This is a genomic window from Ruegeria sp. CDSB117, from assembly GCF_059611005.1.
The window spans coordinates 17474-43251 of the sequence record NZ_JBXWOS010000021.1; the positions used below are offsets into that span (position 1 = coordinate 17474).

The 25778-nt window shown below is 56.8% G+C and carries 18 protein-coding genes; 10 read left to right on the forward strand and 8 right to left on the reverse strand.

What is annotated here, in order from left to right; translation table 11 throughout:
- Positions 1–50 precede the first annotated feature (50 nt).
- Positions 51–1634: an ABC transporter substrate-binding protein gene (locus tag AC2FJC_RS19335; RefSeq protein WP_496740887.1), complete on the reverse strand. Its 1584-nt coding sequence runs from the start codon at positions 1632–1634 to the stop codon at positions 51–53.
- Between the two features lie 227 nt (positions 1635–1861).
- Complete coding sequence (locus AC2FJC_RS19340; RefSeq protein WP_496740889.1) at positions 1862–2782, reverse strand: LysR family transcriptional regulator; 921 nt, start codon at positions 2780–2782, stop codon at positions 1862–1864.
- A gap of 345 nt (positions 2783–3127) precedes the next feature.
- On the opposite strand from AC2FJC_RS19340, the gene AC2FJC_RS19345 reads away from it, so the two are divergent.
- Genes AC2FJC_RS19345 through AC2FJC_RS19355 form a run of 3 tightly spaced genes read left to right on the forward strand, consistent with a single transcriptional unit; the run spans position 3128 to position 10559 of the window.
- Entirely contained in the window at positions 3128–7375 is a 4248-nt protein-coding gene (locus AC2FJC_RS19345; RefSeq protein ID WP_496740891.1) for a beta strand repeat-containing protein, read from the forward strand.
- Positions 7376–7434: 59 nt separating this feature from the next.
- Complete coding sequence (locus tag AC2FJC_RS19350; protein WP_496740893.1) at positions 7435–9192, forward strand: type I secretion system permease/ATPase; 1758 nt, start codon at positions 7435–7437, stop codon at positions 9190–9192.
- Entirely contained in the window at positions 9189–10559 is a 1371-nt protein-coding gene (locus tag AC2FJC_RS19355) for an HlyD family type I secretion periplasmic adaptor subunit (protein WP_496740895.1), read from the forward strand. Before AC2FJC_RS19350 ends, AC2FJC_RS19355 begins: the two co-directional genes overlap by 4 nt.
- Before the next feature lie 70 nt (positions 10560–10629).
- Here the strand turns inward: AC2FJC_RS19355 and AC2FJC_RS19360 are convergent, their stop codons facing one another.
- Entirely contained in the window at positions 10630–11247 is a 618-nt protein-coding gene (locus AC2FJC_RS19360; RefSeq protein ID WP_496697795.1) for a TetR/AcrR family transcriptional regulator, read from the reverse strand.
- Between the two features lie 207 nt (positions 11248–11454).
- On the opposite strand from AC2FJC_RS19360, the gene AC2FJC_RS19365 reads away from it, so the two are divergent.
- From AC2FJC_RS19365 to AC2FJC_RS19385, 5 genes are all read left to right on the forward strand, one after another.
- Positions 11455–12384 (forward strand): AEC family transporter, encoded by a 930-nt coding sequence (locus tag AC2FJC_RS19365; protein WP_496740897.1) that lies wholly within the window; start codon positions 11455–11457, stop codon positions 12382–12384.
- A gap of 101 nt (positions 12385–12485) precedes the next feature.
- Positions 12486–13319, forward strand: a complete 834-nt coding sequence (gene fghA, locus AC2FJC_RS19370) for an S-formylglutathione hydrolase (protein WP_496726933.1) — start codon at positions 12486–12488, stop codon at positions 13317–13319.
- Between the two features lie 3 nt (positions 13320–13322).
- Complete coding sequence (gene sthA / locus AC2FJC_RS19375) at positions 13323–14780, forward strand: Si-specific NAD(P)(+) transhydrogenase (protein WP_496740899.1); 1458 nt, start codon at positions 13323–13325, stop codon at positions 14778–14780.
- Complete coding sequence (locus AC2FJC_RS19380; RefSeq protein WP_058272080.1) at positions 14777–15232, forward strand: YaiI/YqxD family protein; 456 nt, start codon at positions 14777–14779, stop codon at positions 15230–15232. The genes sthA and AC2FJC_RS19380 overlap by 4 nt, the downstream gene beginning before the upstream one ends.
- A 143-nt stretch (positions 15233–15375) precedes the next feature.
- Positions 15376–15996, forward strand: coding sequence for an HAD family hydrolase (locus tag AC2FJC_RS19385; protein WP_108859718.1), 621 nt, complete (start codon positions 15376–15378; stop codon positions 15994–15996).
- A gap of 1 nt (position 15997) precedes the next feature.
- On the opposite strand, the gene AC2FJC_RS19390 is transcribed toward AC2FJC_RS19385, so the two are convergent.
- A complete protein-coding gene (locus tag AC2FJC_RS19390) occupies positions 15998–17236 on the reverse strand; it encodes an MFS transporter (RefSeq protein WP_496740901.1) in 1239 nt (412 codons plus the stop codon).
- A gap of 146 nt (positions 17237–17382) precedes the next feature.
- Here AC2FJC_RS19390 and zapE point away from each other — a divergent pair, with 146 nt between their 5' ends.
- A complete protein-coding gene (zapE, locus tag AC2FJC_RS19395) occupies positions 17383–18441 on the forward strand; it encodes a cell division protein ZapE (protein WP_109311192.1) in 1059 nt (352 codons plus the stop codon).
- 78 nt (positions 18442–18519) lie between these two features.
- On the opposite strand, the gene AC2FJC_RS19400 is transcribed toward zapE, so the two are convergent.
- Genes AC2FJC_RS19400 through AC2FJC_RS19415 form a run of 4 tightly spaced genes read right to left on the reverse strand, consistent with a single transcriptional unit; the run spans position 18520 to position 24771 of the window.
- A complete protein-coding gene (locus AC2FJC_RS19400; protein WP_496740904.1) occupies positions 18520–19794 on the reverse strand; it encodes a bifunctional folylpolyglutamate synthase/dihydrofolate synthase in 1275 nt (424 codons plus the stop codon).
- A complete protein-coding gene (gene accD, locus AC2FJC_RS19405; protein ID WP_058272084.1) occupies positions 19791–20723 on the reverse strand; it encodes an acetyl-CoA carboxylase, carboxyltransferase subunit beta in 933 nt (310 codons plus the stop codon). Before accD ends, AC2FJC_RS19400 begins: the two co-directional genes overlap by 4 nt.
- A 60-nt stretch (positions 20724–20783) precedes the next feature.
- Positions 20784–21680, reverse strand: coding sequence for a CPBP family intramembrane glutamic endopeptidase (locus AC2FJC_RS19410; protein WP_496740906.1), 897 nt, complete (start codon positions 21678–21680; stop codon positions 20784–20786).
- The gene (locus AC2FJC_RS19415) at positions 21673–24771 is read right to left on the reverse strand and encodes an ABC transporter transmembrane domain-containing protein (RefSeq protein ID WP_496740908.1); all 3099 of its coding nucleotides are present in this window, start codon (positions 24769–24771) and stop codon (positions 21673–21675) included. The genes AC2FJC_RS19410 and AC2FJC_RS19415 overlap by 8 nt, the downstream gene beginning before the upstream one ends.
- A gap of 245 nt (positions 24772–25016) precedes the next feature.
- Between AC2FJC_RS19415 and AC2FJC_RS19420 the strand changes: the two genes are divergently transcribed.
- Entirely contained in the window at positions 25017–25778 is a 762-nt protein-coding gene (locus tag AC2FJC_RS19420) for a DUF6478 family protein (RefSeq protein ID WP_496740910.1), read from the forward strand.

Below are 25778 nucleotides of genomic sequence, written 5' to 3' on the forward strand. Positions count from 1 at the left end.
AAAGAAAACCGGAGCCGCCAATTGGGCAGCTCCGGTCGTTGAGTGGTGGTTTATTCGACGCTCACACCGTAGAAGATGTGGCCGCCCAGCGGGTGCACTTTATAGCCCTGAACCTTATTGCTCATCGGCATATACACGACCGAGTGCGCAATGGTTGCCCACGGGGCCTGCTCTTTGAAGATGACCTGGGCATCTTCATACAGCTTGGTGCGTTCAGCCTGATCCGTGGACTGTTTGGCCTTCAGGATCAGATCTTCGAACGGCTCATGGCACCATTGTGCTCGGTTCGACGCTTCGCGACCGTCACAACCCAGCAGGACCGCCAGGAAGTTGTCTGGGTCGCCATTGTCACCGGTCCAACCCAGCAGAACAGCACCGTCACGGTCCAGATCTTTCGAACGCGACAGATACTCGCCCCATTCGTAGGACACGATCTCGACGTCCACGCCAACCTTCGCGAAATCCGCCTGGATCAGTTCGGCCATACGGCGCGCATTCGGGTTGTACGGACGCTGTACCGGCATTGCCCATACCTTCATCGACAGGTCGGAAACACCTTCGGCTTCCAGCATCGCCTTGGCCGCTTCCGGATCATAGGCATCGTCGGTGATTGCGTCGTTGTAGCCCCACATTGTTGGCGGGATCGGGTTTTTGGCAACCTGACCCGAGCCCTGGAACACCACGTCGATGATCGCGTTCTTGTCGATCGCCATATTCAGCGCCTTGCGGACATTCGGGTTATCAAACGGCGCCATCGTGGTGTTGTAGGCCAGATAACCGACGTTCAGACCCTCTTGCTCCATCATGTTGATGTCAGCATCATCCTGCATTGCCTGAATGTCGGCCGGGTTGGGATACGGCATGATGTGGCATTCGCCAGCCTTCAGCTTCTGATAACGCACGGATGCGTCCGGAGTGATCGCAAAGATCAGGTTCTCAACATCCGCAGGAGCCTTCCAGTAGTCGGCATTCTGGGCATAGCGGATCACGGCATCTTTCTGGTACGCCAAGAACGAGAATGGGCCAGTACCGATGGGCGCGGTGTTCAGCTTTTCAGGCGTCCCGGCTTCCATCATCGCATCTGCATATTCTGCAGACAGGATCGAAGCGAAGTCCATCGCCATGTTGGCAACAAACGGCGCCTCAGGCTTGGTCAGAGTGAATTTGACGGTGTAGTCGTCGACCTTTTCAATGGACTCGACCAGATCGGGCATACCCATACCCTTGAAGTATTCCCACGTACCGCCTGACACCTGATTATAGGGATGGCTGTCATCCTTTTGGCGCATGAATGAGAAGATCACGTCATCCGCATTGAAATCGCGGGTCGGCGTGAACTCGTCATTCGAATGGAACTTCACACCCTGACGCAGCTTGAATGTGTACTCCAGGCCATCATCACTGGCTTCGACGCTTTCGGCCAGACCGGGGATAACGTTGGTTGTGCCGGTTTCGAATTCCAGCAGGCGGTTGTAGATCGGGTGCGATGAGGCGTCAAAGGTGGTTCCGGCCGTAAAAAGCGCCGGGTCAAACCCTTCGGGTGAGCCTTCTGAACAATAAACAAGCGTATTTGCCTGAGCGGCTGCGCTGGACAGGGCAACTGCCGCTGTTGCAGCCAAAAATTTAAGTTTCATGATTGTCTCCCAGAAAAATTTTCAATCGGCTTTCGCGTTGCTTTTGTTGACCAAGCAATTTCTGACGACTCTCATCGCCGCGAAATCTGTGCCCAATGTATCCAAAATACAAAATCCATTGTCAACTCACTTTGATAGCTCTTGCACAGCTTAACCAAATGCAAAGGAAGCAGCCGAAAGACTGCCCCGCATCATTGCGTTGCATGATCAAAAGGATCGACGGGTATTTATTGCGAGAATGTTGGGGTCACACCAACCGGTGGCCGGTCCTGAATATATGCACCGACACGGTTCAGCACGGGGTTTCTGGGGCATCCCGGGCGGGTCGCGGCCCCAAGGTTGCGTAGGTTTCCTGGGCCCTCAAACGGAACAAAACACAAGGGCCATTTGTCCCGCTTGAATTGCTCGGCAGCCAGGGCCGACACAATTGTACAATCATCAGAATGACAGATGTGCCGACAGATCGTTTCAAACCTCAGCGCGCTCAGATCAAACCGCTTTGCGACCCGGATCGCAGGATCAGCTTTGGGCAAACGGTCCTCAAGCTCATAGCCGAAACTGTGAGGAAGCCGGATAAAGTCATGCGCGGGAACGCCCTCAGGTGCTATTGAAGGAAGCATACACAGCGGATGCCCCTCGCGCATGGCCAGAAACAGGGGTTCGGACCAAATCGACGTGAAAGCCAAAGCGTCACTGTTGTTGACCTGAGCCACCAGCGCCATGTCCAGCTGATGGTCTTCAACCATCTGCAACATGTTCTGTGGAAGATCCTCAATCATTGTCACTCGCATACGCGGAAAAATATCGCTGAACAGCTCTGAAAAATACTGCGTCAGGTACGGTGCAAGCGTTGGCGTCATGCCAATCCGATATGCAACGGCCTCGGGGTCGCGAAATTGGGTGGCGGAATCGCGGATCTTCTGTGCGTCCGACAGAATGGATTCAGCGACACTCAGGATGCTCTGACCAAACGCGGTTGGCCGCACTTCGCTATTCAGCCGCAGAAACAGTTCAACACCCAGTTCCTGTTCCAGCTTCTTGATCTGGTTCGACAGAGCAGGTTGCGAAACGTTGCACGCAACCGCCGCCTGGCTGAACTTGCCATGCTTCGCGATGGCAAGCACGTATTCCAAATCTCTGAAATTCATCCGCCCAATCTCTCTGCGGTCATACAAAAGACGGCACTGGACCGTTCCCTTCTCTACCGTAAAGCGGGGAAAGGTGCATGAAATACAGATCAATTTCGCTGACAAAACTGTTAACCAGCGCATTCGAATAGAACGTCATGCGGGACAATTGTGACGTAACGTGTTGATTTATATAAGTTGAACTTCCCAGACGCTCACGAAAACCGTGATTATTAGCATTGGTTATACAACCGATTTGCACGATGAATTTCAGCTTACTCGGGGTGCCGTCTACCCCTTTGCTACGTGGAATGTCCGAAACACCGGGCGGACCGCCAAACGTAACAATTTTTGACGGAGTACCCCATGCTGTCCCAAATGCTGACAAGCCTGCGCGCTCAGCTCTTGACCACGTCTACCATAGCCCAAGAGACCAACCGTGCCGGCCAAACCCTTTTCAATAACTTCTTTCAAAGTACCGTCGTCGACGACACTCCAGCCTTTGTTCTGGCAAATGACTTCTCGCGCCTGCTGAACTTTGGCGAGATCATCACCAACAACGCCGTCGCCGCTGTTCAGGCGCAGGGGCAGGATGTTGACGTATTCAACTTCCGCTCGGGCTTGATTGAGGCGAACAACGGCCCTGACGCATTGGCCACAGGCGTTCAGGTCACCGGCAGCGCAAGCGTTCGCAACTTTGGTGAGATTGCGGGCGAGTTCAACGGTGTGCAGTTTGCGGGCTCTCAAAGCTCTGGCGGTCTGGATAACTTCCGCGGCGGTGTGATCAGTTCGGACAGCCGTGCAGTAGACATTCAGGGCCAAGGCATTGATGTGCGCAACTTTGGCGACATCATCGGCACCGGCAATCAGCGCAATGGCACGATCTATACCAACAGCACCGCCGAAGACATTTCGATCTCGAACTTTGTGGGCGGCACGATTGACGCCGGCGAAGGCAACCAGGGCGCTGGTATCTCGTTGCAAATCGGCGACGAGGTCGGCGACCGTGTGGAAACTGACATCTTCAACGGCTTTGGTGCTACGATTCAGGGCCGTGGCCAAGGTGCGGCCAATACCGGGCTGGCCGGGGACGGCATCCGCATTGATGACGGTGCCGAAGGCGCCACGCTGGAAACCGAAATCATCAACAGCGGCCTGATCTCGACCGAAAGCAACCAGGGCACAGCCGCCGGTATCCGCATCGCCGATGGCGTAAATGCCGAAGGCGAGATCCTGAACACCTCGACCGGTGTGATCGAAGGTCCGCGCAATGGTCTGTATATCGGCGAAGGCGAACACGACCTGGACGTGCTGAACTTTGGCACCATCCAATCCGGCAGCCGCGCAGTGAACATCGACGGCTTGGGTGTCAACCTGATCAACGGCGGCGACATTCTGGGAACCGACGACCAGCGCAACGGCACCGTTTATGCCGACGGCACCGCAGATGACTTTTCGGTCCGCAATCTGGCCAATGGCACAATCGACGCGGGTGAGCACAACCAGGGCTCGGGTTTCGCAGCAGAAATTGGTGGGGCCGCCGACGGCGCCAACACATTCTCGCTGGAAAACGACGGCGTTATCCAGGGTCGCGGCAACGGCGCGGCAGGCACAGGCCTGGCGGGCGACGGTATTCGCATCGGCAACCCCGGCAATGAAGGCGTTGCTGAGGTGAACATTACCAACCGCGGCGAGGTGAGCTCGGAGGGTGCCAATGGCACTGTAGCCGGTGTGCGCTTTGTAGATGGTGTCGGTTTTCAGGGTGAATTCACCAACTCGGGCACGATCTCGGGTGTTCAAAATGGTGTCTACTTTGGCAACGCGGATCACACAGGTGGTAGCTTTGTGAACGAAGCAGGCGGTGTTGTGTCATCTGACAGCCGCGCACTCAACATTGATGGTATCGGTCTTGAGGTTTCCAACCAGGGTGAGATCCTCGGCACCAGCGATCAGCGCAACGGGACGGTTTATGCTGACGGAACCGCGGATGACTTCTCTGTACAGAACTCCGGTCTGATTGACGCAGGTGAGGGCAATCAGGGTTCAGGCATCGGAGTTGAAGTCGGTGGCGCAGAAGACGGGGCAAACACCTTTGTGCTGGGCAATGTCGGCGTTATCACAGGGCGCGGAAATGCTGATGCAGCCTCGTCGCTGGCCGGTGACGGTATCCGCATCGGTAACGTTGGCAACACCGGTACCGTCGACGGATCAATCGGCAATATCACCATCATTTCGTCAGAAGGGAACAATGGCACCGTCGCTGGCGTCCGTGTTGTCGACGGAGTGAACTTTCAGGGTGAATTTATTAACCTCGGCGGCATCTCCGGATTGCGCAACGGTGTCTACTTTGGCAATGGCGATCACACAGGTGGTTCGTTCATCAACGGGAGCAACGTGTCTTCTGGCAGTCGCGCTCTGAACATTGATGGCATCGGCCTGACCGTTGAGAACTCTGGGTTCATTTTCGGTACCGGGGATCAGCGCAATGGGACGGTCTATGCCGATGGTACTGCCGATGATTTCTCGGTTATCAACTCTGGTCGGATTGACGCTGGTGAAGACAACCAGGGTTCCGGGTTTGGTGTGGAAATCGGGGGTGCGGCAGACGGTGCTAACACCTTCACGCTGGAAAACTCCGGTGAGATCACCGGGCGCGGAAACGCTGATGCGGCTACGTCGCTTGCCGGTGATGGCATTCGTATCGGCAATGTCGGCAACACCGGCACCACTGATGCGACCATTCTAAACACCGGAAATGTCTCCTCCAGCGGTGCCAACGGCACAGTTGCTGGCCTTCGTGTCGTCAATGGCGTGAATTTCCAAGGTACGCTGGAAAATCAGGGCTTCATTACCGGCATCCAGAACGGTGTATACTTTGGCACCGGTGACCACTCAGGTGGTTCGTTCGTGAACTCAGGTATTGTCGCTTCTGAAAGCCGCGCGCTGAACATCGATGGCGAAGGTCTTGAGGTCATCAACGAAGGCCAGATTGTCGGTGCGGGCAATCAGCGCAACGGCGCAGTTTATGCCGATGGAACCGCTGACAACTATAGCTTCACCAACACTGGTACGGTCAGCGTCAATGATGGCGCCAACGGTTCTGCCGTATCGCTGCAAACCGGTGATGTTGATGGCGATATCGTCTCGGCAACCATCGTAAACCAAGGAATCTTCCAGGGTAACGGCGATGTCACCGAGGGTAATCAAGTCGGCGATGGTCTGCGCCTGTTCACGGGGCAGAACGAAGCGTCCTTTGCCGGGGTTGTCATCAACGAAGGTCTCATTGCCGGGTCCGAGCAGTCGGGCGCCGCAGCTGGTATCCGTATTGATGGGGGTCTGAACCTTCTGGGTGCGGTCCTGAACGAGGGCGAAATCCGCGGAACGGTCAACGCGATCGATGCATCGGATGCTGGTGACGTTACCATCGTCAACGACGACGAAGGTGTGATCAACGGCAACGTCCTGCTGGGCGATGGCAATGACATCTTTGTCGATCTGGGCACCACCAACGGTGACATCAACGGTGGCGCAGGTGATGATGTTTTGATCGCAGGCGATGCAGACAATGTGCTGACCGGTGGTCTGGGCAATGACTTCATCGACGGTGGAGAAGGCATCGATACAGCCGACTTCTCGGACCTGGATGTCGCAGTCGAAGTTCGTCTGGAAGCCAACGGCAACGGCACGGCCACACGCGATACCGGCTTTAATGTCTCGATCGTGGATGCTGCTGTTGTGGCACCGGACCAGTTCGGGGCGAATATCCCGGATGGAGGTTGGTTTGTAGAAGAGGCCGTTCTGGGCAACCTGTACTACAACATCCACACCGCCGACTTCCCTGGTGGGGAAATTCGCGGGCAGCTTCTGGTCGACGGCGACGTGACCGAGAACGGGATCCGCACCGTCACGCTGAGCGGCGGTCTAGACGCGGCGCAAGAGCCTGGGCCGACATCGGACAGCGAGGCCTCCGGCAACGCAACCGTCGTCATCACTCAGAACCTTGCAACCGGCGAAGTCACCTACTCGAGCGAGCTGAGCGTAGTGGGCCTGAACGAAGCCGACCTTGCCACGCCGAACTCCGGTGTCCTCTCGGCAATCCATCTGCACAATGCGCCAGCGGGAGAAAACGGCCCGGTTGTGCAGGACACGTTGGTGGATGCGGGCGCGACGCTGGGTAACGTGGATACAGGTGGCACCGGTGTTGTCGGGCTGGACGTGATCGACAATCAGGTTGAAACCGACGTGCTGGTCTCGATCGAGAATGTCATCGGCTCCAATGATGGTGACGTAATCGTCGGCAGCGATCTGGAGAACGTTCTGAACGGCGCGGATGGCGACGACTTGCTAAACGGTGAGGGCGGCAATGACGTCCTGATTGGCGGCGAAGGCGCTGACACCTTCCTGTTCCAGGGCACCTTTGGTGACGATACCATCTCGGACTTTGAAACGGGCGTGGACAGAATTCAGATCGGAGATCTGGGCTCTGACTTCGACGGCGGTCCGAGTACCGTTCAGGATGGTGACGACGCCGTCATCAGCTTCGGCGACGCAGGCTCGATCCGTCTGACCGGTGTCGATGCCGCTGACCTGACCGAAAACGACTTCATCGTTTAACCAATCAACAGCGGGGCGGCCCAGGTCGCCCCGTTTGTCAAACCGGAAAGGGTTCCCTGATGTCCCAGCAAACCAATCCCGTAAAAACCGCCTGGGGGTCGCTGCGCAACGGTTTTGTCGCAGTTGCCTTCTTCAGCTTGTTTCTGAACCTGCTGATGCTGGCTGGTCCGCTTTATATGCTGCAGGTCTATGACCGGGTCCTGACCAGTCAGAATGTCGACACTTTGATCGCGCTGTCTGCATTGCTGGCTGGTGTTTTTGTTGTCGTCGCCTGCCTTGACCTGATGCGGATGCGCATTTTGGGACGTCTGGCCGCCCGCTTTGAGCTGAACGTTGGCGCGCCGGTCCTCGGTGCGGCGATGCGCCGCCGTGTCCATGGCGAAGCCGAGGCTGGCGAAAACCTTGTCGAAGACGTGAACGGCTTTCGTGAATTCATCTCGGGAACCACGCTGACCGCGTTTTCCGACGCGCCGTGGATCCCGCTCTATCTGTTGGTCCTTTATGCCCTTCACCCCTATCTGGGTCTGCTTGGTCTGGCCGGGGCCGTCATGCTGACGATCATGGCTCTGATCAACAACTCGCGCGCCCGGGAGCCGATGCGGTCGGCTTCGCAAGCACGCGGTCGTTCCGATGCGTTGTTCGGCACCAGTGACAAGAACGCCGAGCTGGTTCAGGCACTTGGCATGAAATCCGATTTGGTGCGGCGTTGGACGTCGCTTCAGGCTGAAGCCCATCTACACAAAACCCGCGCCGCTGACCGGGTTGCCAGCTTTTCTGTCGTGTCCAAGACCGTTCGGATGGGTTTGCAGTCGGCCATTCTGGGACTTGGCGCGGCACTGGCCATCACCGGAGAATCCACCGCTGGCGTCATGATCGCGGCAACCATCGTGCTGGCCCGTGCACTGGCTCCAATTGACCAATTGATCGGTCAATGGCGCAGCTTTCTGGCCGCGCGCGGATCGTATTCCAAGCTGACAAAACTGACTGAAGAGTTTGCCGAAGCCCCACCCAATCTGCACCTGCCGCGCGCGTTCAAATCTCTGGACGTCAAGATTGCGCAGGCAGGGCCTCCGCGCGCCGTCAACGCCTCGCTCCGCCAGATCGACTTTGGTCTTGCGCCCGGAGATGTGCTGGCGGTGATTGGGCATAGCGGCTCGGGCAAGACCACTCTGGGCAAGATGATGGCTGGTATCTGGCACCCACAGCGGGGTGAAGTTCTGCTGGATGGAAGCCCGATGTCCAAATGGAACCACGAGGATCTAGGCAAGCAGATTGGCTATCTTCCACAGGATGTAGCGCTGTTCGACGGCACGATCCGTGAAAACATCGGGCGCTTCTCTGTCGCCATAGATGATGCCGAAGTGCTGCGTGCCGCCCGCGAGGCCGGTGTGCACGAAATGATCAGCGCCCTTCCCGATGGATATGAAACGCGCATCGGTCGGGGGTTCTTTTTGTCAGGTGGTCAACGTCAGCGGCTGGCACTGGCCCGGGCGCTTTATTGCGATCCGTTTGTGTTGATTTTGGACGAGCCAAATTCGGACCTGGATGCCGAAGGTGAACAGGCCCTGCGCGATGCGATCATGTCGGCGCGGGCCCGCGGTGCAATTGCCATCGTCATGACCCATCGTCCGGCAACACTGCAGGCCGCCAACAAGGTAATGGTCCTGCGAAACGGTGCCCAATCTCAGTTCGGAGACAAAGAGGACGTTCTGAAGGTCAATCGCCGGAACGTTCTGGACAACCCTACCCAATCCGCGGCGAAAAAACCCGACGCGGCCCCTGCCAATGAAACTCAGATCAGCGGAGTTGCCCAATGACCCAGTTGATGAAACGCTCACAATCTCAGAACGCACTTGCTGCCCACGATGTGCAAGTCTTGGACATCACAACCGAGACCTCTGAGATCAAACGCTATGTCCTGTTCGGATTGTTTACCCTGATGGCCTTCATGGGCGGCAGCGCCTATTGGGCTTTCGCCTCGAAACTGGACGGGGCGGTCGTCGCGCCAGCATCATTTGTGGTGGAGGGGAACCGCAAGACGGTCGAACATCTGGATGGTGGCATCATTGACTCGATCCTTGTCACGGACGGTGAATTTGTTCAGGCAGGTCAGCCCCTTGTGCGACTTGATAGCTCGGATATCGATGTAGATCTGAGTATCCTGGGCAGCCAATTGGGCGAATTGTCGGTCCGACGCGCCCGCTTGCTGGCGCAGATCAACGGCACGAACAGGTTTGACGAACCAACCGCCTTGGCCGGGTTCAGCGATGGAATGCAGCGGCTGCATTGGTTGTCGCCCTACCTGACGCAGAAACAACTATTTGACGCCGAAGCCCGCGCCCGCCGGACCGAGGCTCAAATCAACGCGCAACGCATTCAGGGGCTGCGCAATCAGATCGTCGGCCTGAACGAACAACGCCTCTCGACCCAAAACCAGATCGACATCACTCAGATTGAACTGTCCAATTTGAAATCCTTGCTAGACAAAGGACTTGTGGCCGTCACACGGGTCAGCGCGCGCCAGATCGAATTGGAACGTCTGGGCGGTGTCGATGCGTCGTTGCGCACCCAGATCGCGCAGGCCCAGGATCAGGTGCAAGAGTTGCAGTTGTCCCTGCTCAGCCAACAAAAGCTGCGCGACGAGGTGATCGCAGGAGAGCTTGCCGTTGTGGATGCTCAGCTTGATCTGATCCGGTCACAATATTCAGGGGCATCGGAACGGTTGAAACGAACACAGGTCCTGGCCCCTGCCAGCGGGCGGGTCGTCAATCTGGCAGTATCGACAACCGGCGGCGTCATTCGCCCCGGAGAGTCTATCATGGATATTGTTCCCGCCAATCAGGCCCTGATCGTCGAAGCGCGGATCAAAACCGCCGATATCGACAAGCTGCAGATCGGTCAGGCAACGCGCATTCGCCTGTCTGCCTTTACGCAGACCGATGTGCCCGAAGCCAGTGGCCGGATTTTTGACATCTCAGCCGACGCGCTGGAGGACGACCGCACCGGCGAGCCTTATTACAAAGCCCGGGTGAAACTGGATCCCGATCAACCCATCGAAGTCGCCGCACTGGATCTGTTGCCAGGAATGCCCGCAGATCTGTTCGTGAAAACCGGCGAGCGCGCAGTAATCAGCTATCTGTCACAGCCAATCAGTGACCGGCTGGCCAAGACTTTTATCGAGTGACTTGTTTTGCCCGCATCCGGCTTGCCGGGTGCGGGTCGTTCACATCTTTCTTGTGATTAAATGCAGCAGGTTAGACGCCGTATCGCGCCATGAACATATCAACGGCCTGCGTCGCAATTGCATCCAACTCTGCTTTGGAAAAGCTCTTTTGAACACCGATGGCAGCGCGGGTCCAAATCCGAACCTTGCATAGTTCACTGAACTGTTCGGCTGCCAATTGCAGGTTGTCGATGGCGAGCTCACCCTTGTTGACTGCCTTTTCCAGATACTCGACCATCTGGCGCTGACCGTTCTGCGGCCCGGCCTCATAAAATGTTTGGCCCAGCTCGGGGAACCGGTCACGCTCGGCGATGCAGATGCGGAACATCTGTTGCGAGAAGTCCGAGACTAAAAAAGTCGTCAGTTCCGTCGCCGCGATAGTCAGAACTTCGCGCGCTGGCTTGCAGTCGTCGACCATCGCCACGACGTTTTCGGCCATTCGCCTGCACTCGACCTGCGCCACTTCCATGAACAGCAGGCGTTTGTCCGGGAAATAACTGTAGAGCGTCGCCTTCGACACCCCCGCAGCGCGCGCGATGTCGTCGACGCTTGCACCTTCGAAACCATCCGCCATGAAAACCTCTCGGGCTCCGCGCAGGACCTGATCAAATTTTCGGCCTGTTCGCAGAATGACGGCTGCTTCGGTCATGTACTCTCCTTCGGTCGATTGGGTGACAAATGTATAAACCGTTCAGTTCAGATACAACAAATCGCACAATTAGCAGGCATCTGGCAACACAGATGACGTTAGGTTTTCGATTGACCAGTTAAGTTATTTTACAACGCGCGTCCCCAAAACCCTATAATTGGCCCGTCACATCTTGCAGCCTGTGTGTTACGTGCTACCACGTTGCACATGGTCGATATCTTTCTGCGCACACTGCCCTTTTTTGCGATCATCGGCTTGGGGTACTGGGCCGGGCGCAGTCGATTTTTTTCTGAAGAAGCAACGGCGTACCTGACGAAATTCGTTTTCTATTTTGCGCTGTCGGCCATGCTGTTTCGCTTTGCCGCCACCCTGCCCTTTGCGGACATTTTCAATGCAAGGCTAGTCGTTGGATACTTGATCGGAACCGCCGCTGTGTACGTCTTGGCGACGGTTGTCGCATGGATACGCCGGCTTGATATCCCGACCGCAGCGGTAGAGGCACAATGCGCGGCCATCGGCAATGTCGGTTTTCTGGGCCTGCCCATGCTGGCGCTGCTGTTTACCGAAGCCGCGATTGGCCCGGTTATGCTGGTTCTGACGGTAGATCTTGTGGTGTTTTCATCCCTGATCGTCTTCCTGATAAATGGTGGGCGCGACGGACGGTTGACGCCTGCAACCTTCCGCCTGATCGGGATTGGGTTGATCAAGAATCCAATGATTGTTTCGATCTCAGCAGGATTGCTTTGGTCCGCCTTGCAGATCCCCGTTCCTGTCCCATTGAATGATTTCCTGACAATTCTGGGCGGGGCAGCCACACCGGGTGCCCTGTTCGCGATCGGAGCTTCTCTGGCCAGCAAATCCGCGGAACGCGTTCACATTGCAGGCTGGCTGAGCTTTTGTAAATTGGTTGTCCACCCTGCTTGTGTCGCCGTTGTGTTGCTTTGGGTTTTGCCCGTGGCTGCGTTTCCTGCTTCCGTCGCCATCGCCGCCGCGGCACTGCCGGTGGCGGGTAACGTCTATATGCTGGCCGCCCATTACAGGGTGGCGCCGCACCGTGCATCTGCTGCGATACTTTTGTCCACAGCGGCCAGCATTCTGTCGGTGCCATTGGTCATCGCCTGGGTTGGAACGCCCTGATCTAGGCCTTGTGAAAAATGGCACATCAAAGCCGCTCAGCCTTTACGTATCGAGCGTGGAAGGATAGCCATGTCGCAAACCCAACGTAAGGACAAAACCAAATGGAAACCCTTTCGGAAAATGCATGTTTCGGAGGCGTTCAGGGCGTCTACCGCCACGCCTCGACTGCCTGCCAATGCGACATGACCTTTGGCCTGTTCCTGCCAGCCGAGGCCAAGGACGGCCCGGTTCCGATTTTGTGGTATCTGTCAGGCCTGACCTGCACCCATGAAAACGCGATGACCAAAGCAGGTGCTCAGGCTTGGGCGGCCGAGCAAGGCATCGCGGTTGTCTTCCCGGACACCTCCCCGCGCGGTGAGGGTGTCGCGGATCACGAGGATTATGATCTGGGCCAGGGCGCCGGGTTCTATCTGAACGCCACGCAGCAACCTTGGGCGCCGCATTTTAACATGTGGGATTACGTGGCCGAAGAATTGCCTGCTTTGCTGATCGAAAACTTCGCGATCGATGCGGAGCGTCAGGCAATAACCGGACATTCGATGGGAGGTCACGGGGCGCTGACGCTCGCGATGAACCTGCCGGGTCGCTTCCGGTCTGTCTCCGCCTTCGCACCCATATCGAACCCGACGGGTGCGGATTGGGGTCGTAAGCAATTAAGCGCCTACCTTGGCGACGATGAGACGGCATGGGTCAAACACGATGCCTCGGTCATGATGAAAGAAATCGGCTTTGATGGCCCTATCCTGATCGACACTGGTGCCAGTGACCAATTCATCGACTTGCTGCGCCCCGAAACTTTGGCGCAGGCGATTGCCGAACGTCGTCAGCAGGCAATCTTCCGCCTGCAACCGGGCTACGATCATTCGTACTTCTTCGTGTCGACCTTCATGGAAGACCACATCACCTTCCACGCCGAGGCACTGTACGGAGACTGAGGCATGAGCCAATACGACTATGACCTGATCATCATCGGGTCCGGCCCCTCGGGTCGGTCGGCCGCGATTCAGGCGGGCAAGCTGAAACGGCGCGTTTTGGTGATTGATCGTAAGGATCGGTTCGGCGGCGTGTCCGTCCACACCGGTACGATCCCGTCAAAGACCCTGCGCGAAACGGTTCTGAACTTGTCGGGCTGGCGCGAGCGCAGCTTCTACGGCCGCTCGTACCGGGTCAAAGATCAGATCCGGGCCGAAGACCTTAAGGCACGTCTTCATATGACGCTGGATCACGAAGTTGACGTGTTGGAGCACCAGTTCAACCGCAACCATGTGGAGACCTTGAACGGATTGGCCAGGTTCGTTGGGCCGCACGAGGTGGAAGTTGCCACTGATGCAGGTGAGACCACGCGACTGACAGCAGCCAAGTTCCTGATCGCAACCGGAACAAAAACCTATCGCCCGGATTATGTGCCATTCAACGGCAAGACCGTAGTGGATGGTGACGACTTTCTTGAGATGGCAGAGATCCCGCGCTCGCTGGTGGTGATAGGTGCCGGAGTGATTGGTGTGGAATACGCCACCATGTTCTCGGCTTTGGATGTTCGGGTGACGTTGATCGAACCGCGCGAGACCTTCCTGGATTTCATCGACACCCGCTTGATCCATGATTTCACCCATCAAATCCGCGAAAATGGCGTGGACCTACGTCTGGGTTCAGCCGTTCAAAAGATAGAAGACGCTGGCGGCCATGTCGAAGTCACGCTCGAGAATGGCCGCCACGTGCGTGCCGAAATGTTGTTGTTCGCCGCCGGGCGCATGGGGGCGACATCGGCATTGAACCTGCAGGCCGTTGGCCTGGAAACTGATCATCGCAATCGGATCGACGTGGATCGCAAAACGTATCAAACTGCCGTACCACATATATACGCGACTGGCGATGTGATTGGGCACCCATCATTGGCCTCAACCTCGCTGCAACAGGGCCGTGTGGCTGCATGTCACGCGCTGGAAACCCCTACCCTGCCGGAAAGTCCCTGGTATCCTTACGGCATTTATTCGGTCCCTGAGATCTCAACTTGCGGCATGTCCGAAGAGGAACTGCAGGAACGCGGCATCCCATACGAAGTCGGCGTGGCGCGGTTCCGGGAGACTTCGCGCGGGCATATCATGGGGTTGGAACATGGCATGCTGAAGATGCTGTTTTCACTGAAAACCCGCCGGGTGCTGGGGGTGCAGATCGTGGGCGAAGGTGCGACCGAGTTAATCCATATCGCGCAGGCAGTCCTAAATCTGAAGGGCACGGTGGATTACTTCGTGCAGAATACGTTCAACTATCCAACCCTGGCCGAGGCCTACAAGATCGCCGGTTTGGATGCATTCAACCGGATGCCAATCCCGGACGAGTTCAAAGTGCGCAAGAAACCCGCTGAAAAGGCCGAGAAGAAGGCCGGGAAAGCGTGACGACGCTCTATATCGATGGCGATGCCTGCCCCGTGAAAGCCGAGGCTGAACGGGTTGCAACCCGGCACAAAGTTCCGATGGCACTGGTGTCAAACGGTGGCTTGCGGCCGTCTGCAAACCCATTGGTGCAGGTGGTCATCGTGTCCGAGGGCGCGGATGAGGCAGACAAATGGATTGCCGAACGATGCGGCGCAGGGGATGTTGTGGTGACCTCCGATATCCCGCTGGCCGCAAAATGTGTCGAGGCCGGTGCTCGGGTTCTGCGACCTAACGGCGAAGCCTTTACCGCGGCCAATATCGGCCAGCAACTGGCCATGCGTGATTTGATGGCCGACTTGCGCGCATCCAACCCACTAGGCGCGGGCGGCGGCGGAAAACCCTTTGGCAAAGCTGATCGATCCCGGTTTTTGGACGCCCTGGAACGGGAATTGAGGGCTGCGCAGCGGGGCTAATCCTCCCGCTTGCCAGCGACGCATCAAAGATGCGTCTTTGACAATTGGGCCGGGCAGCGCTGCGCGCTGCGGTTGTGCCTTGAACAATGACGCCCCGCTTGGTTCAGTTACACCAACCAAGGGCTGCGCAAAAAGGTACGAACATGTCGGTGAAAGCTGTTGTTTTTGACATCGGGAACGTTCTGATCGAATGGCAACCCGAACGCTATTACGACCAGGTCATCGGGGAAGAGCGCCGTCGTGCCATGTTCTCGGAAGTTGACCTGCACGGGATGAACGACCTGGTTGACCAGGGTCATCACTTCACTGACACAATCTATGATTGGGCCGAGAAATACCCGGAATGGCGGGATGAAATCCGCATGTGGCACGACAAGTGGATCGAACTTGCCGCGCCCGAGATCCCCCACTCGATCCGTCTGCAACGGGCCTTGCGGGCCAAAGGCGTGCCGGTTTTTGCATTGACCAATTTCGGGGTGCAAAATTTCGACTATGCGACGACGGTTTACCCGTTCCTCAACGAGTTCGACAAACAATACGTGTCGGGACGGATGCAGACCGTCAAACCGCATGTTCCGATCTATGAAATGGTCGAAGCGGATTGTGGACTACCGCCCGAGGCGCTTTTGTTCACCGACGACCGACTCGAAAATATCGAAACGGCGCGCGCCCGTGGATGGCAGACGCACCACTTTACCGGCCCACAGGGTTGGGCGGACCGACTGCTGCAAGAAGGTCTACTGACGGTCGAAGAGGCGCTGTAGCTCAGGCGGTGACGGGCGTTGGGCGGTTTTCGCGAATGGGAAGGTGGACGATGGCACTGAACGCCCCAATCGCGACTCCGATCCACCAGACCATAGTGTAGTCGCCGTACTGGTCATACATGCGCCCGCCCAACCAGACGCCCAAGAAACTGCCGACCTGGTGGCTGAAAAAGATGATCCCATACAGCGTTCCCATATAACGCAATCCGTAGAGATGCGCGACCAGCCCCGAGGTCAGCGGTACCGTGGCAAGCCATAGCGACCCCATGACCAGTGAAAACACGATGACCGACAGCGGTGTGATCGGGAACACGATGAAGGCCGCCGCGGCGAGTGTTCGCGCGGTATAGACTCCGGCCAGCAGGTATTTTTTGGGGAAATGGTTCCCTGCCCAACCGGCCATCAGTGTACCCGCAATATTTGCCAGGCCAATCAATGAAATTGACACGGCCCCCAGTGCTGATGTGGTTGTGATGCCAATCGAATGCAGTACGCCACCGGGTTGTATGGGACCGCACATCTCTGTCACGAAAGCGGGGAAATGTGCGGTGATGAAGCCAAGCTGATAACCGCAGCTGAAAAAGCCCAGAAAGATCAGCGTATAGGATGGATCGCGGAAAGCCCTGGTCAGGATCTGACTCATGCTTTTTTCGATCTCTGCCTTGCTGGCGGCCTGAGGGGCGCGCATGAACGGCAGTGTCAGCACCAGTGCCAAGATCGCTGCAGCGAATACAATGAACACCTGCTGCCAAGGCACAAAGCTCAGCATCCATTCGGCTGTAGGCGCCCCCAGAACCTGACCGAAACTGCCAGCAGCTGTGATAATCGCAAGTGACATAGAGCGGTTTTCGTCCGACGATGCCCGCGCCACCACGGCAAGCACCACGCCAAATCCTGTTCCCGCGATACCGAACCCCACAAGCCATGCGTACATTTGGTGCTCGAACGGAGTGACGGACCAGGCCGACAGAACCATACCCGCCGCGTAGGTCAGAGCCCCTAGAATAATTGCGCGCCTGTCGCCGACCTTTTCGGCGATGGCCCCGAAAACCGGCTGCCCAATGCCCCAGGCCAAATTCTGAATTGCGATTGCCATCGAGAAGTCCGAGCGCAGCCAGCCGAATTCATCTGCGATGGGGATCTGAAACACGCCAAACGATGCGCGCACGGCAAAACTGACGGTGATGATGATACATCCGACGATCAGGATGGGGTTCAGCAAGCGTGTGTGTTGGGGCATTAGGTCCTCGGGCGTTCAAGAACCAGACGTTACCGCGTTTAGGTTGTGCGTCAATTCAGGAGTTTTGCGGTCACGGATCAGCAAAATTGATGCGTCCGAGAAATGGCTGCTTTTCAATGGGCAAACCGGGCGCTATGCCTCAAAACATGACGGGTTTGATATCGCTTTATGACACGCAGGTGGCCGACGGCACCCTGACCAGAGACGACGCTCAAGAGGCCGTTCTTCCTCATTTCGAACGTATCCGGGCGGCATTGGCCGAACCTGTGAAACGGGGGTTCTTTCGAAAAGCCCCGCCGCCGCCCAAGGGTTTATATCTGTGGGGCGGAGTCGGGCGCGGAAAATCCATGCTGATGGATATGTTCGTCGACTCTTTGGCAGACATCCCCGCCCGCCGAGTGCATTTTCACGCCTTTATGCAGGAAATCCACGCAGGCATGCACAAGGCCCGTAAGGATGGAGTTGAAGACGCGTTGGCTCCGGTGGCCGCCTCGGTGATCAAGTCCGCGCGCGTACTGGCATTTGACGAAATGCAAATCACCGATATCACGGACGCGATGATTGTTGGTCGTCTGTTCGATCTGCTACATGAAGGTGGCACCGTGGTCGTGACGACATCGAACCGCCATCCGGATGACCTGTACAAGGACGGGCTAAACCGTCAGCTATTTTTGCCCTTCATTGCACATATCAAAGAACAGCTTGAGGTGTGGGAGCTAATCTCACCCACGGATTATCGCCAAAACCGACTGGAAGGCGCGCCTGTTTATTTTACGCCCATAGGCCCCGAAGCACGCGCGAGCATTCGCAGCGTCTGGAATGACCTGGCCGGGGGGGCGGCGGACCCGCTGATCCTGCAGGTCAACGGTCGTGCGGTAGAACTGCCCGCCTTTCGAAATGGCGTGGCGCGGGCCAGTTTTTACGACCTTTGTGGAAGGATGCTGGGCCCGGCAGATTATCTTGCCATCGCGGAAGAGGTCAAAGTTCTGGTCCTTGAGGACATCCCGCGCCTGTCGCGCAATAATTTTAACGAAGCCAAACGGTTCGTAACGTTGATCGATGCACTGTATGAGGGAAAAGTCCGCTTGATCTGTTCAGCTGCGGCAGAACCCGAGATGCTGTATGTCGAAGGTGAAGGCACGTTTGAGTTTGAGCGTACCGCGTCGCGCCTGCGCGAAATGCAGGATCAGGATTGGGGGCAATAGGGGCGCTGCCCCCGCCGCGCTTTGCGCGACACCCCGGGATATTTTTGGCCAGATGAAGCTGTGCGGATGCGCCTTTTTTCAGCCGTTCTCGCGCAGAATATTACCGGCCAGGTATAGTGATCCACAGATCAGAACCCGCACCTGCGGGTCATCTTCAGTAATTTTTTTCAGGGCCTCGGCCACACTATTGGCAGTGGACGCCGCTAGCCTAACCTGAGCGGCGGCTTCAGCGGTCTCGTCAGCGCTCAGCGTATTGGCCTCGCCCGGGATAGAGACTGCAGTCAGGCTTTGCGCCTGCACAGCAAGCGGAGCCAGATACCCGGTGACGTCCTTTGTGTTCAACATCCCACAGATCATATGGGTTGGACGTGCAGGCAGCTTCGCCAGTAGATCGGCCAATGCCAAACCTGCGGCGGCGTTGTGACCGCCATCCAACCACAGTTCGGCCTCGGGGGCCTGTTCGACCAGCGGGCCGGTTTTTAATCGCTGCATACGGGCTGGCCATTCAGCCTTGGTAACCGCAGCCTCATAGGCGTCTTCCCCAAGATCCAGATAACGCAAGACCGCTAGCGCGGCACCGGCATTTTGATACTGATGTGCGCCCAACAGATTTGGCAACGGCAGATCGCGCAGGCCAGTTTCGTCCTGATAGACGAGCCGCCCGTTTTCTTCGGTGACGTGCCAGTGTTGGCCATGAACCAACAAAGGTGCACCCAGACGCGCGGCAGTGTATTCAATGACCTCCAGCGCCTCATCCTTTTGCGGGCCAACGATGCAGGGAACACCGGGCTTGATGATGCCGGCCTTTTCCGCTGCGATCTTGCCCAAGGTATCGCCGAGAAATTGCTCATGGTCGATTGAAACCGGCGTGATAACCGTTACCGCCGGGTCGTGAATGACATTGGTCGCATCCAACCGGCCACCCAACCCGACCTCAAGCAACGTGTAGTCCGCCTTGGACCGGGCAAAAGCCAGCAGGGCCGCGCAGGTCGTGATCTCAAAATACGTGATGTTCTCGCCACCGTTGGCGGCATAACATTCGTCCAGAACCGCCGTCAGATCCGGTTCGGAAATGAGTTCACCCGCCAGACGAATACGCTCATGAAACCGGGCCAGGTGGGGCGAGGTATAGGCATGGGCGGTCAGCCCTGCCCCTTCCAGCCCCGCTCGGATCATGGCCTGGGTCGAGCCCTTGCCGTTGGTTCCCGCGATGTGGATCACCGGCGGCAGTTTGTTTTGCGGATTGTCCAGCGCGGCCAGCAGACGCCAGACACGATCCAAGGTCAGGTCAATGATCTTGGGATGCAGCGCCATCATCCTTTCCAGGATGACGTCCGATGTCTGAGGGGTCATTTCTCTTCCGCGTCTTCAGCCGGGGCTTCTGCCACTGCATCTTCGGATTCGGGCGCAGGCAGATCGCCTTTGACCGCCGGAGGCTGGTTCATCAACATCCGCGTGATGGTGATCAACTCATCGCGCATTTCGGTCCGCTTGGTCACACGGTCCAACATGCCGTGATCCAACAGGTATTCCGCGCGTTGGAAGCCTTCGGGCAGCTTTTCCCGGATCGTCTGTTCAATCACGCGTGGACCGGCAAAACAAATCAGCGCATTGGGCTCTGAGATATGGACATCACCCAGCATCGCGTATGAAGCCGTCACACCACCTGTCGTTGGGTGAGTCAGCACTACGATGTAGGGCAGATTTGCCTCTTTCAGCATTTCTACTGCCACGGTTGTGCGGGGCATCTGCATCAGACTCAGGATACCTTCCTGCATCCGCGCGCCGCCAGCGGCCGAAAACAGGATCAGCGGGCGCTTTAGCTTCACCGCCTCTTGCGCGGCCGCGATGATCGCGTTGCCGACATACATGCCCATGGATCCGCCCATGAACGAAAAGTCCTGCGCAGCTGCCACAATCGGGGTTCGGCCAATTTCACCAAGGGCGACCAACATCGCCTCTTTCTCGCCCGTTTTCTTTTGGGCTGCTTTCATCCGGTCGGGGTACTTTTTCTGATCGCGGAACTGCAGCGGATCGTCTTTGGGCGCGGGAACCTCGACCTCGGTAAAGATCCCACCATCGAACAGATGATCGAACCGCTCGCGCGGAGTGATCGCCATGTGATGATCGCACTGGGTGCAGACATTCTGGTTTTCTGCCAACTCGCGGTGAAACAGCATGGTTCCGCATTCATCGCATTTGTGCCAAAGATTCTCCGGCACTTCTCGGCGCGAGAAGATCGAGTTGATCCGTGGGCGGACGTAGTTTGTAATCCAGTTCATATCGGAACCTTGGCTTGTGCTGCTTTGACGTCAAATAAGACGCTACGGAAAGAAATGCAATCAACGCCTGAGCGCAACCCGCGCTGTTAGCCAACTGACGATCATCACAGCAAAATCCACATACAGCCATTGCCGCAGCGCCCCGGTATCCGACATGTCGTAAGGAAGCAGATACAATGCCAGACCACTTAAGCCATCGGGTAAGGAAACAAACAGCAACGCGACCATATTATTGAACAGATGCAATGCGATAGCGGGTCCCAGCGTCCCTGACCTGGCCGTTAGATCCGCCGCCATCAGGCCGAACATCCCGGACCAAACGGCGACCAATAGCGCGTTGTCTCCGGCTACGCCGGGGGCATAGTGACCGATCGCAAACAAGATTGACGGAATGCCTAACCAAACAACCGGTGATCGGAATCGTGCCGCAAGACATTGTTGTATGTACCCCCGAAACAGAACCTCTTCAGCGCTTGTCTGAATCAGCACTGCCAAAAGAGAGAAAGGCAGAAACAACAGCCAGGTCGACAGTGCCAAATTTTGCGTCAGCGTTGCGCCCATGCCATATGGCGGCAAGATGGCCACGACGACCCCAACGATCAGCAATGCCTTAAAAACACTCCAGAATTGCCTAATGCCCTCGCGCCATGGGCCACAGATTGAGCTTAGGGTTCGATGTTGTAGGCGTTTTGCAGCGATGGACACGCCCAATGTGATGAAGCCAAAGCTTGCCAGTAGCACCAAAAGTGCAACCGGGGATGCGCCGGTCAGCAAACCTTGGGCCCATTCGACGGATCCAAGGCCCGCAACCAATCCAAAAAGTAGAAAATTCAGCAGGATGCCAACCACGCCAACAATGGTCAGCCCGACCAGCAGGCGCCACAGCTCTGGCCGTGCGCGCGAAGGTGCAACCAGCCGTTCATGCGCTATGTATCTGCCGGGGTGGGCGTCAGGCATTGTCGGCCACATCCCGGTTCGGCGCGTCATCGTCGAAGATCAATGAGGTTGCATTGGCGGCGTTCAGCCTTTGGGAAATCGTAGTCAGATAGCCGGCAACCGTCTGCAGCAGCTGCATCGCAACACCTGCGTCACTTTCAATAACCGCGCGCAATTCCTCGGCCCCAATGCGCAGGAACGAACAATTCTTGACCGCGACCAAATCAAATTGCCGAATTTCACCCGTGATGATCGACAAGTCTCCGATCAGACGCCCCGGCTCGATGACCGAGATCGTACGCGCGGTTCCGTTCCCTTCATTCCAGATCAGGTCGGCTTCGCCCGAAATACACAGATAAGCGGCATCTGGCGTTTGCCCTTCGGAAAAGATGATCTGCCCGGCTGCGGCATCGTACCATTGCGCCGAAAACGCCAGAAGGCGCTGGTTGCGACCGTCAATGCCGGAAAACAGCTCGGTCGACGAGATAATCTTGAGCTTACGGCTCAGGTCATCCGTTGAGCTGGCCTCTTCTTCTGGGCGGGTCCGCGAGACGCCGTCAATTCGACCATCCTTGATCTCGACGAACAGATCATAGGCTTCGGGATGGGCAAAGTAATCCTCCATGAAGATCATGATGGAATCCGGCAACAATTCCCGCAGTTTCAGCCGGGTTCTCAGCCTGCTCTCGGAATCATGGCTGGCCAGAGCTTTGTCCAGGATCAACACATCAGGACGCTTGATTCCAGCGCGCGAGAATGCGGCGCGTTCCTGAAATACCGTCGGCAGATTATTCCCACCCAGACCCGAGGGCAGGTCATAGATAATGGCTGCCGCCCGGCGGCGCAGGCCAGCTTCGTTCATGGCTTCGGCGACGACATCTTCGATTTCATCTGTGTGCGCCCCGGCCATCAAAGAAACCCGCCCGAACAGGGCATTTTCCATGACAGTCATGCGTTCAATATATGCATCCGGCGTGACCGGAACGAACATCCCATCCATCGAGGCACGCAGCTGTTCCGCTTGTCCCCTTCGGATGGCCAAGATCTTATCTTTGTACTCGTCCGGAAAATCAGGCCCGATCTGTTCCGCGGTCAGCAGGAACGGAACGGTCAGCAACAAGGCACGCTCGCCCTCGCTGATTGCTTCATCCCCTTTGGCTTTGCGCCTATCCTCGATATCAAGCAGGCGGTGGAACATATCCTTGGCCATACCCAGACGAAGGAACAGCGGGTGATCTGCCCCGTCCCGCCCAAACGTCTGGTGCAGTGTTTCCAGCACCGCGCTTGCAATGCTCATTGCGTCATCATCCAGATCGTGATGGCGCAGCATCCACATGAACCGATCATCGCCCGCCAGAATATCCGGTGAGATATCGCGCGACGGAGCGGCAAACAGCAGGTTGCCCCCCAGTGGAACAGCCGGGTTAAAACGGTCCGGTTCGAACCGATAGACATACCGCGCCAGGTCTTTTTCTTCCAACCTTTGCGCGACCGTGTCACGCAGATTTACGATATCACGCGCCAGGGCAGAATGCTGTTCTGGATCGAACTGGGTACGTAATGTCCGGCGGAACATGAACTCATCAATGCCCATCGCCTCGACCAGCTGGAACCACCAGTTGCGGATATCCTCGATGTCTTCCAAGCCTGCGAGGCCGGGATCAATCCACTCATCCAACAGGGAATCCGGAGGGTTTCCGGCCCGCACCGCTTCGATCTGCCACCGGCTTGGGGCCTTCTTCGCGTCGGGTTCGTGTTGTGGATGGGTTCTCAAAGGCATCAAAAGGTTGTCGCCCAAGGTCCCGTCGAACAGATAGGGCCGCGAATAGGCATAGCCAATTCGCGCCGCTATCACAGTCTGATGCACTTTTAGCAGATCATGGCCCGCAATTGTGACGCTGCCCTGTATCGGCAAAAGCTCTCGTGTCAGCAGTTGCGCCAACGCGCCGCGTTCGGCGGCGCTTGACGACTGAATCGCAACGCGCGCACCCCTGGGGATGGTCAGGTCGATATCTTCAAGGATGGTTTTCCCGTCATCATCGCGCACTGTAACATTGCGCAATTCGATATCGCCGCTGAGATGCGGAATAGACTCTGGCTCACCCACAAATAGCTCTTCAGGGATCATGTTGTCCGGGGCAAAGCGTTCAATGACGATTTCCCAGCGCAAAGACATATCCTGAACCTGGTTGTAATAGGTCAGCAAATCTTTCCATGGGCCACTGAGGTCCTTGTATGCCCCAAGCGCCGCGACCAACGCGCCCACTGTCACCTCACCCGTGATCGCCAGATAGCCACCGACCGAATAGAACAGGAACGGCGTCATCTGCGTGATCAGATTGTTGAGGAACTTCATAAAGAACTTCTTGTTGTAGATCTTGAACCGGATCTCGAACAAGGTCCCTAACCGGTGACTGAACTGCGCCAAACGATAACGCCAGCCACCATTGGCCCGTAGATCGCTGATGCCCGCCGCGCTTTCGCCAATTTCCGAGCTGAGGTGGCGGACCTGCTGAATTCGTTCCTTGTTCAGCAGGTTGATCTGGCGCTGCAGTTTTGGGATCAGCCATGCCTGCAACGGAATCAACGCGATGCTGGCCAGACCGAACCAAACGCTTTGCATGAACAGAAAGGTGACAATGGTCATCATCTGACCAAACTGGAACACCGGCTGGGCAATCGCATCACCCATCAGGCCGCCCATCGGTTCGGCCTCGGAGGTGATCATTGAAACAAGTTCACCTTGGCTGGTGGTGGCAAAATACGATTTCGGAAATCGCATCGCGCGGTGAATCAGCGTGAACCGCAGGCGGCGCAACATACGTTCGGCCAATATGCCCTTCATCGTGTTGATGCGCATCTTCATCAAGCCGCTGGCGATTACAGTGGCCAAAAATGCAAAACAGAGGATCAGCAGATATTGGACCTGCGTGAAGGTGAACCCAAAAAGCGTCACGCTATCGCTGGGCGCACCAATTGCGTCGTTGATGATCTGCTTTGGCAGCTCAAGCGAGGCGTAGAGAAACGGAAATGACAATACCGTCAGAAACAACAGCACAAGCTGCTGCTTTTTCGAGTGTTTCCAGATAAACGAGAATAGTGTGGGTTCCATGCCCCGGCCTTGCCTCAAAGAATTTAGTACGCAGTTTTTCGGATAATCCAAAGCAATCAGGTGCCGGACGGTACGCACAGTCCTGGATGATTGCAAGAACGGCGATGGCGGCCTTAGCAGACACAATCAAAACCGCCCAGTCACAACCACGTTAGTGTCGGATAGTTTTATGCGGATTTCACCAATTCGGCCTTATCCTCGCCGTTGTCTTTGACTAAAGAAGGTCAAGTTCAGACGATGGGATCATGGGCAAACTTCTGGAGCGATATCTACACCGCAAAACTATTGCGCGCTGGCAACGGGCCGTTCAAGACGCGGCCGGGGCCACGAACCCCCAATTGCGTCAACAGCGCGACGAGGCGCGCAAACTGCGTGCGCAATTGGACCGTTTGCTACGGGAAGCAAACGAAAGACTGACGCTGCCCCAGATTGGATCAAAGCAATTTCCCAAGCCGCTGGGCACTGACTGGTGCTGGCGACCTGATTTGTGGCGGGGTCCCTTGCCTCGGCCCGGTCTCGCCTCAATCCCGCGTAAGGTCGAGTTGGATCAACAGGTAAAGATATTCCATGACTGCGCTCTATCCGAGATCAGTGTGCGACAGGCACGAAACATGGACGAAAAGGACCTGGCCGCTTTTGGACTTGGCGTCGAAGTGTTTGGCTTTGCGGGGTCATTCCTTTCTGTGTCGCTGGATTTGCCGCCTGAGGCAGTGCAAGGATTGACGCGGCAGCACCTGATGCGGGTCGACACCCAAATTGAAACAGAACGTCCGCTGGACGTGACCGCACGACTGAATATTCAGCACGGCCCAAACACCGATTCCGTTCCACGGTCTCTGGATTTGTCGACAAGTTCGAATGTTCTAGATTTCGACCTTGCCAATTTGCCGCTGAACGAACGGCGAATAGACAAGATTTGGCTGGACCTGGTTCTGACCAATCCGGCTATGAACCGCATAGTTCTGCGGGACCTGACCCTTTGCCGCCACCACCGCGCCGACATGTGA

Excerpts from the sequence above, each read along its gene's own strand:
- AC2FJC_RS19385 (WP_108859718.1), top strand. The coding sequence starts at position 15,376 with ATGTCGGTGAAAGCTGTTGTTTTTGACATCGGGAACGTTCTGATCGAA.
- AC2FJC_RS19355 (WP_496740895.1), top strand. The coding sequence starts at position 9,189 with ATGACCCAGTTGATGAAACGCTCACAATCTCAGAACGCACTTGCTGCC.
- sthA (WP_496740899.1), top strand. The coding sequence starts at position 13,323 with ATGAGCCAATACGACTATGACCTGATCATCATCGGGTCCGGCCCCTCG.
- AC2FJC_RS19350 (WP_496740893.1), top strand. The coding sequence starts at position 7,435 with ATGTCCCAGCAAACCAATCCCGTAAAAACCGCCTGGGGGTCGCTGCGC.
- AC2FJC_RS19340 (WP_496740889.1), bottom strand. The coding sequence starts at position 2,782 with ATGAATTTCAGAGATTTGGAATACGTGCTTGCCATCGCGAAGCATGGC.
- fghA (WP_496726933.1), top strand. The coding sequence starts at position 12,486 with ATGGAAACCCTTTCGGAAAATGCATGTTTCGGAGGCGTTCAGGGCGTC.
- AC2FJC_RS19365 (WP_496740897.1), top strand. The coding sequence starts at position 11,455 with ATGGTCGATATCTTTCTGCGCACACTGCCCTTTTTTGCGATCATCGGC.
- AC2FJC_RS19390 (WP_496740901.1), bottom strand. The coding sequence starts at position 17,236 with ATGCCCCAACACACACGCTTGCTGAACCCCATCCTGATCGTCGGATGT.
- AC2FJC_RS19345 (WP_496740891.1), top strand. The coding sequence starts at position 3,128 with ATGCTGTCCCAAATGCTGACAAGCCTGCGCGCTCAGCTCTTGACCACG.
- AC2FJC_RS19415 (WP_496740908.1), bottom strand. The coding sequence starts at position 24,771 with ATGGAACCCACACTATTCTCGTTTATCTGGAAACACTCGAAAAAGCAG.
- accD (WP_058272084.1), bottom strand. The coding sequence starts at position 20,723 with ATGAACTGGATTACAAACTACGTCCGCCCACGGATCAACTCGATCTTC.
- zapE (WP_109311192.1), top strand. The coding sequence starts at position 17,383 with ATGACGGGTTTGATATCGCTTTATGACACGCAGGTGGCCGACGGCACC.
- AC2FJC_RS19410 (WP_496740906.1), bottom strand. The coding sequence starts at position 21,680 with ATGCCTGACGCCCACCCCGGCAGATACATAGCGCATGAACGGCTGGTT.
- AC2FJC_RS19420 (WP_496740910.1), top strand. The coding sequence starts at position 25,017 with ATGGGCAAACTTCTGGAGCGATATCTACACCGCAAAACTATTGCGCGC.
- AC2FJC_RS19400 (WP_496740904.1), bottom strand. The coding sequence starts at position 19,794 with ATGACCCCTCAGACATCGGACGTCATCCTGGAAAGGATGATGGCGCTG.
- AC2FJC_RS19335 (WP_496740887.1), bottom strand. The coding sequence starts at position 1,634 with ATGAAACTTAAATTTTTGGCTGCAACAGCGGCAGTTGCCCTGTCCAGC.
- AC2FJC_RS19360 (WP_496697795.1), bottom strand. The coding sequence starts at position 11,247 with ATGACCGAAGCAGCCGTCATTCTGCGAACAGGCCGAAAATTTGATCAG.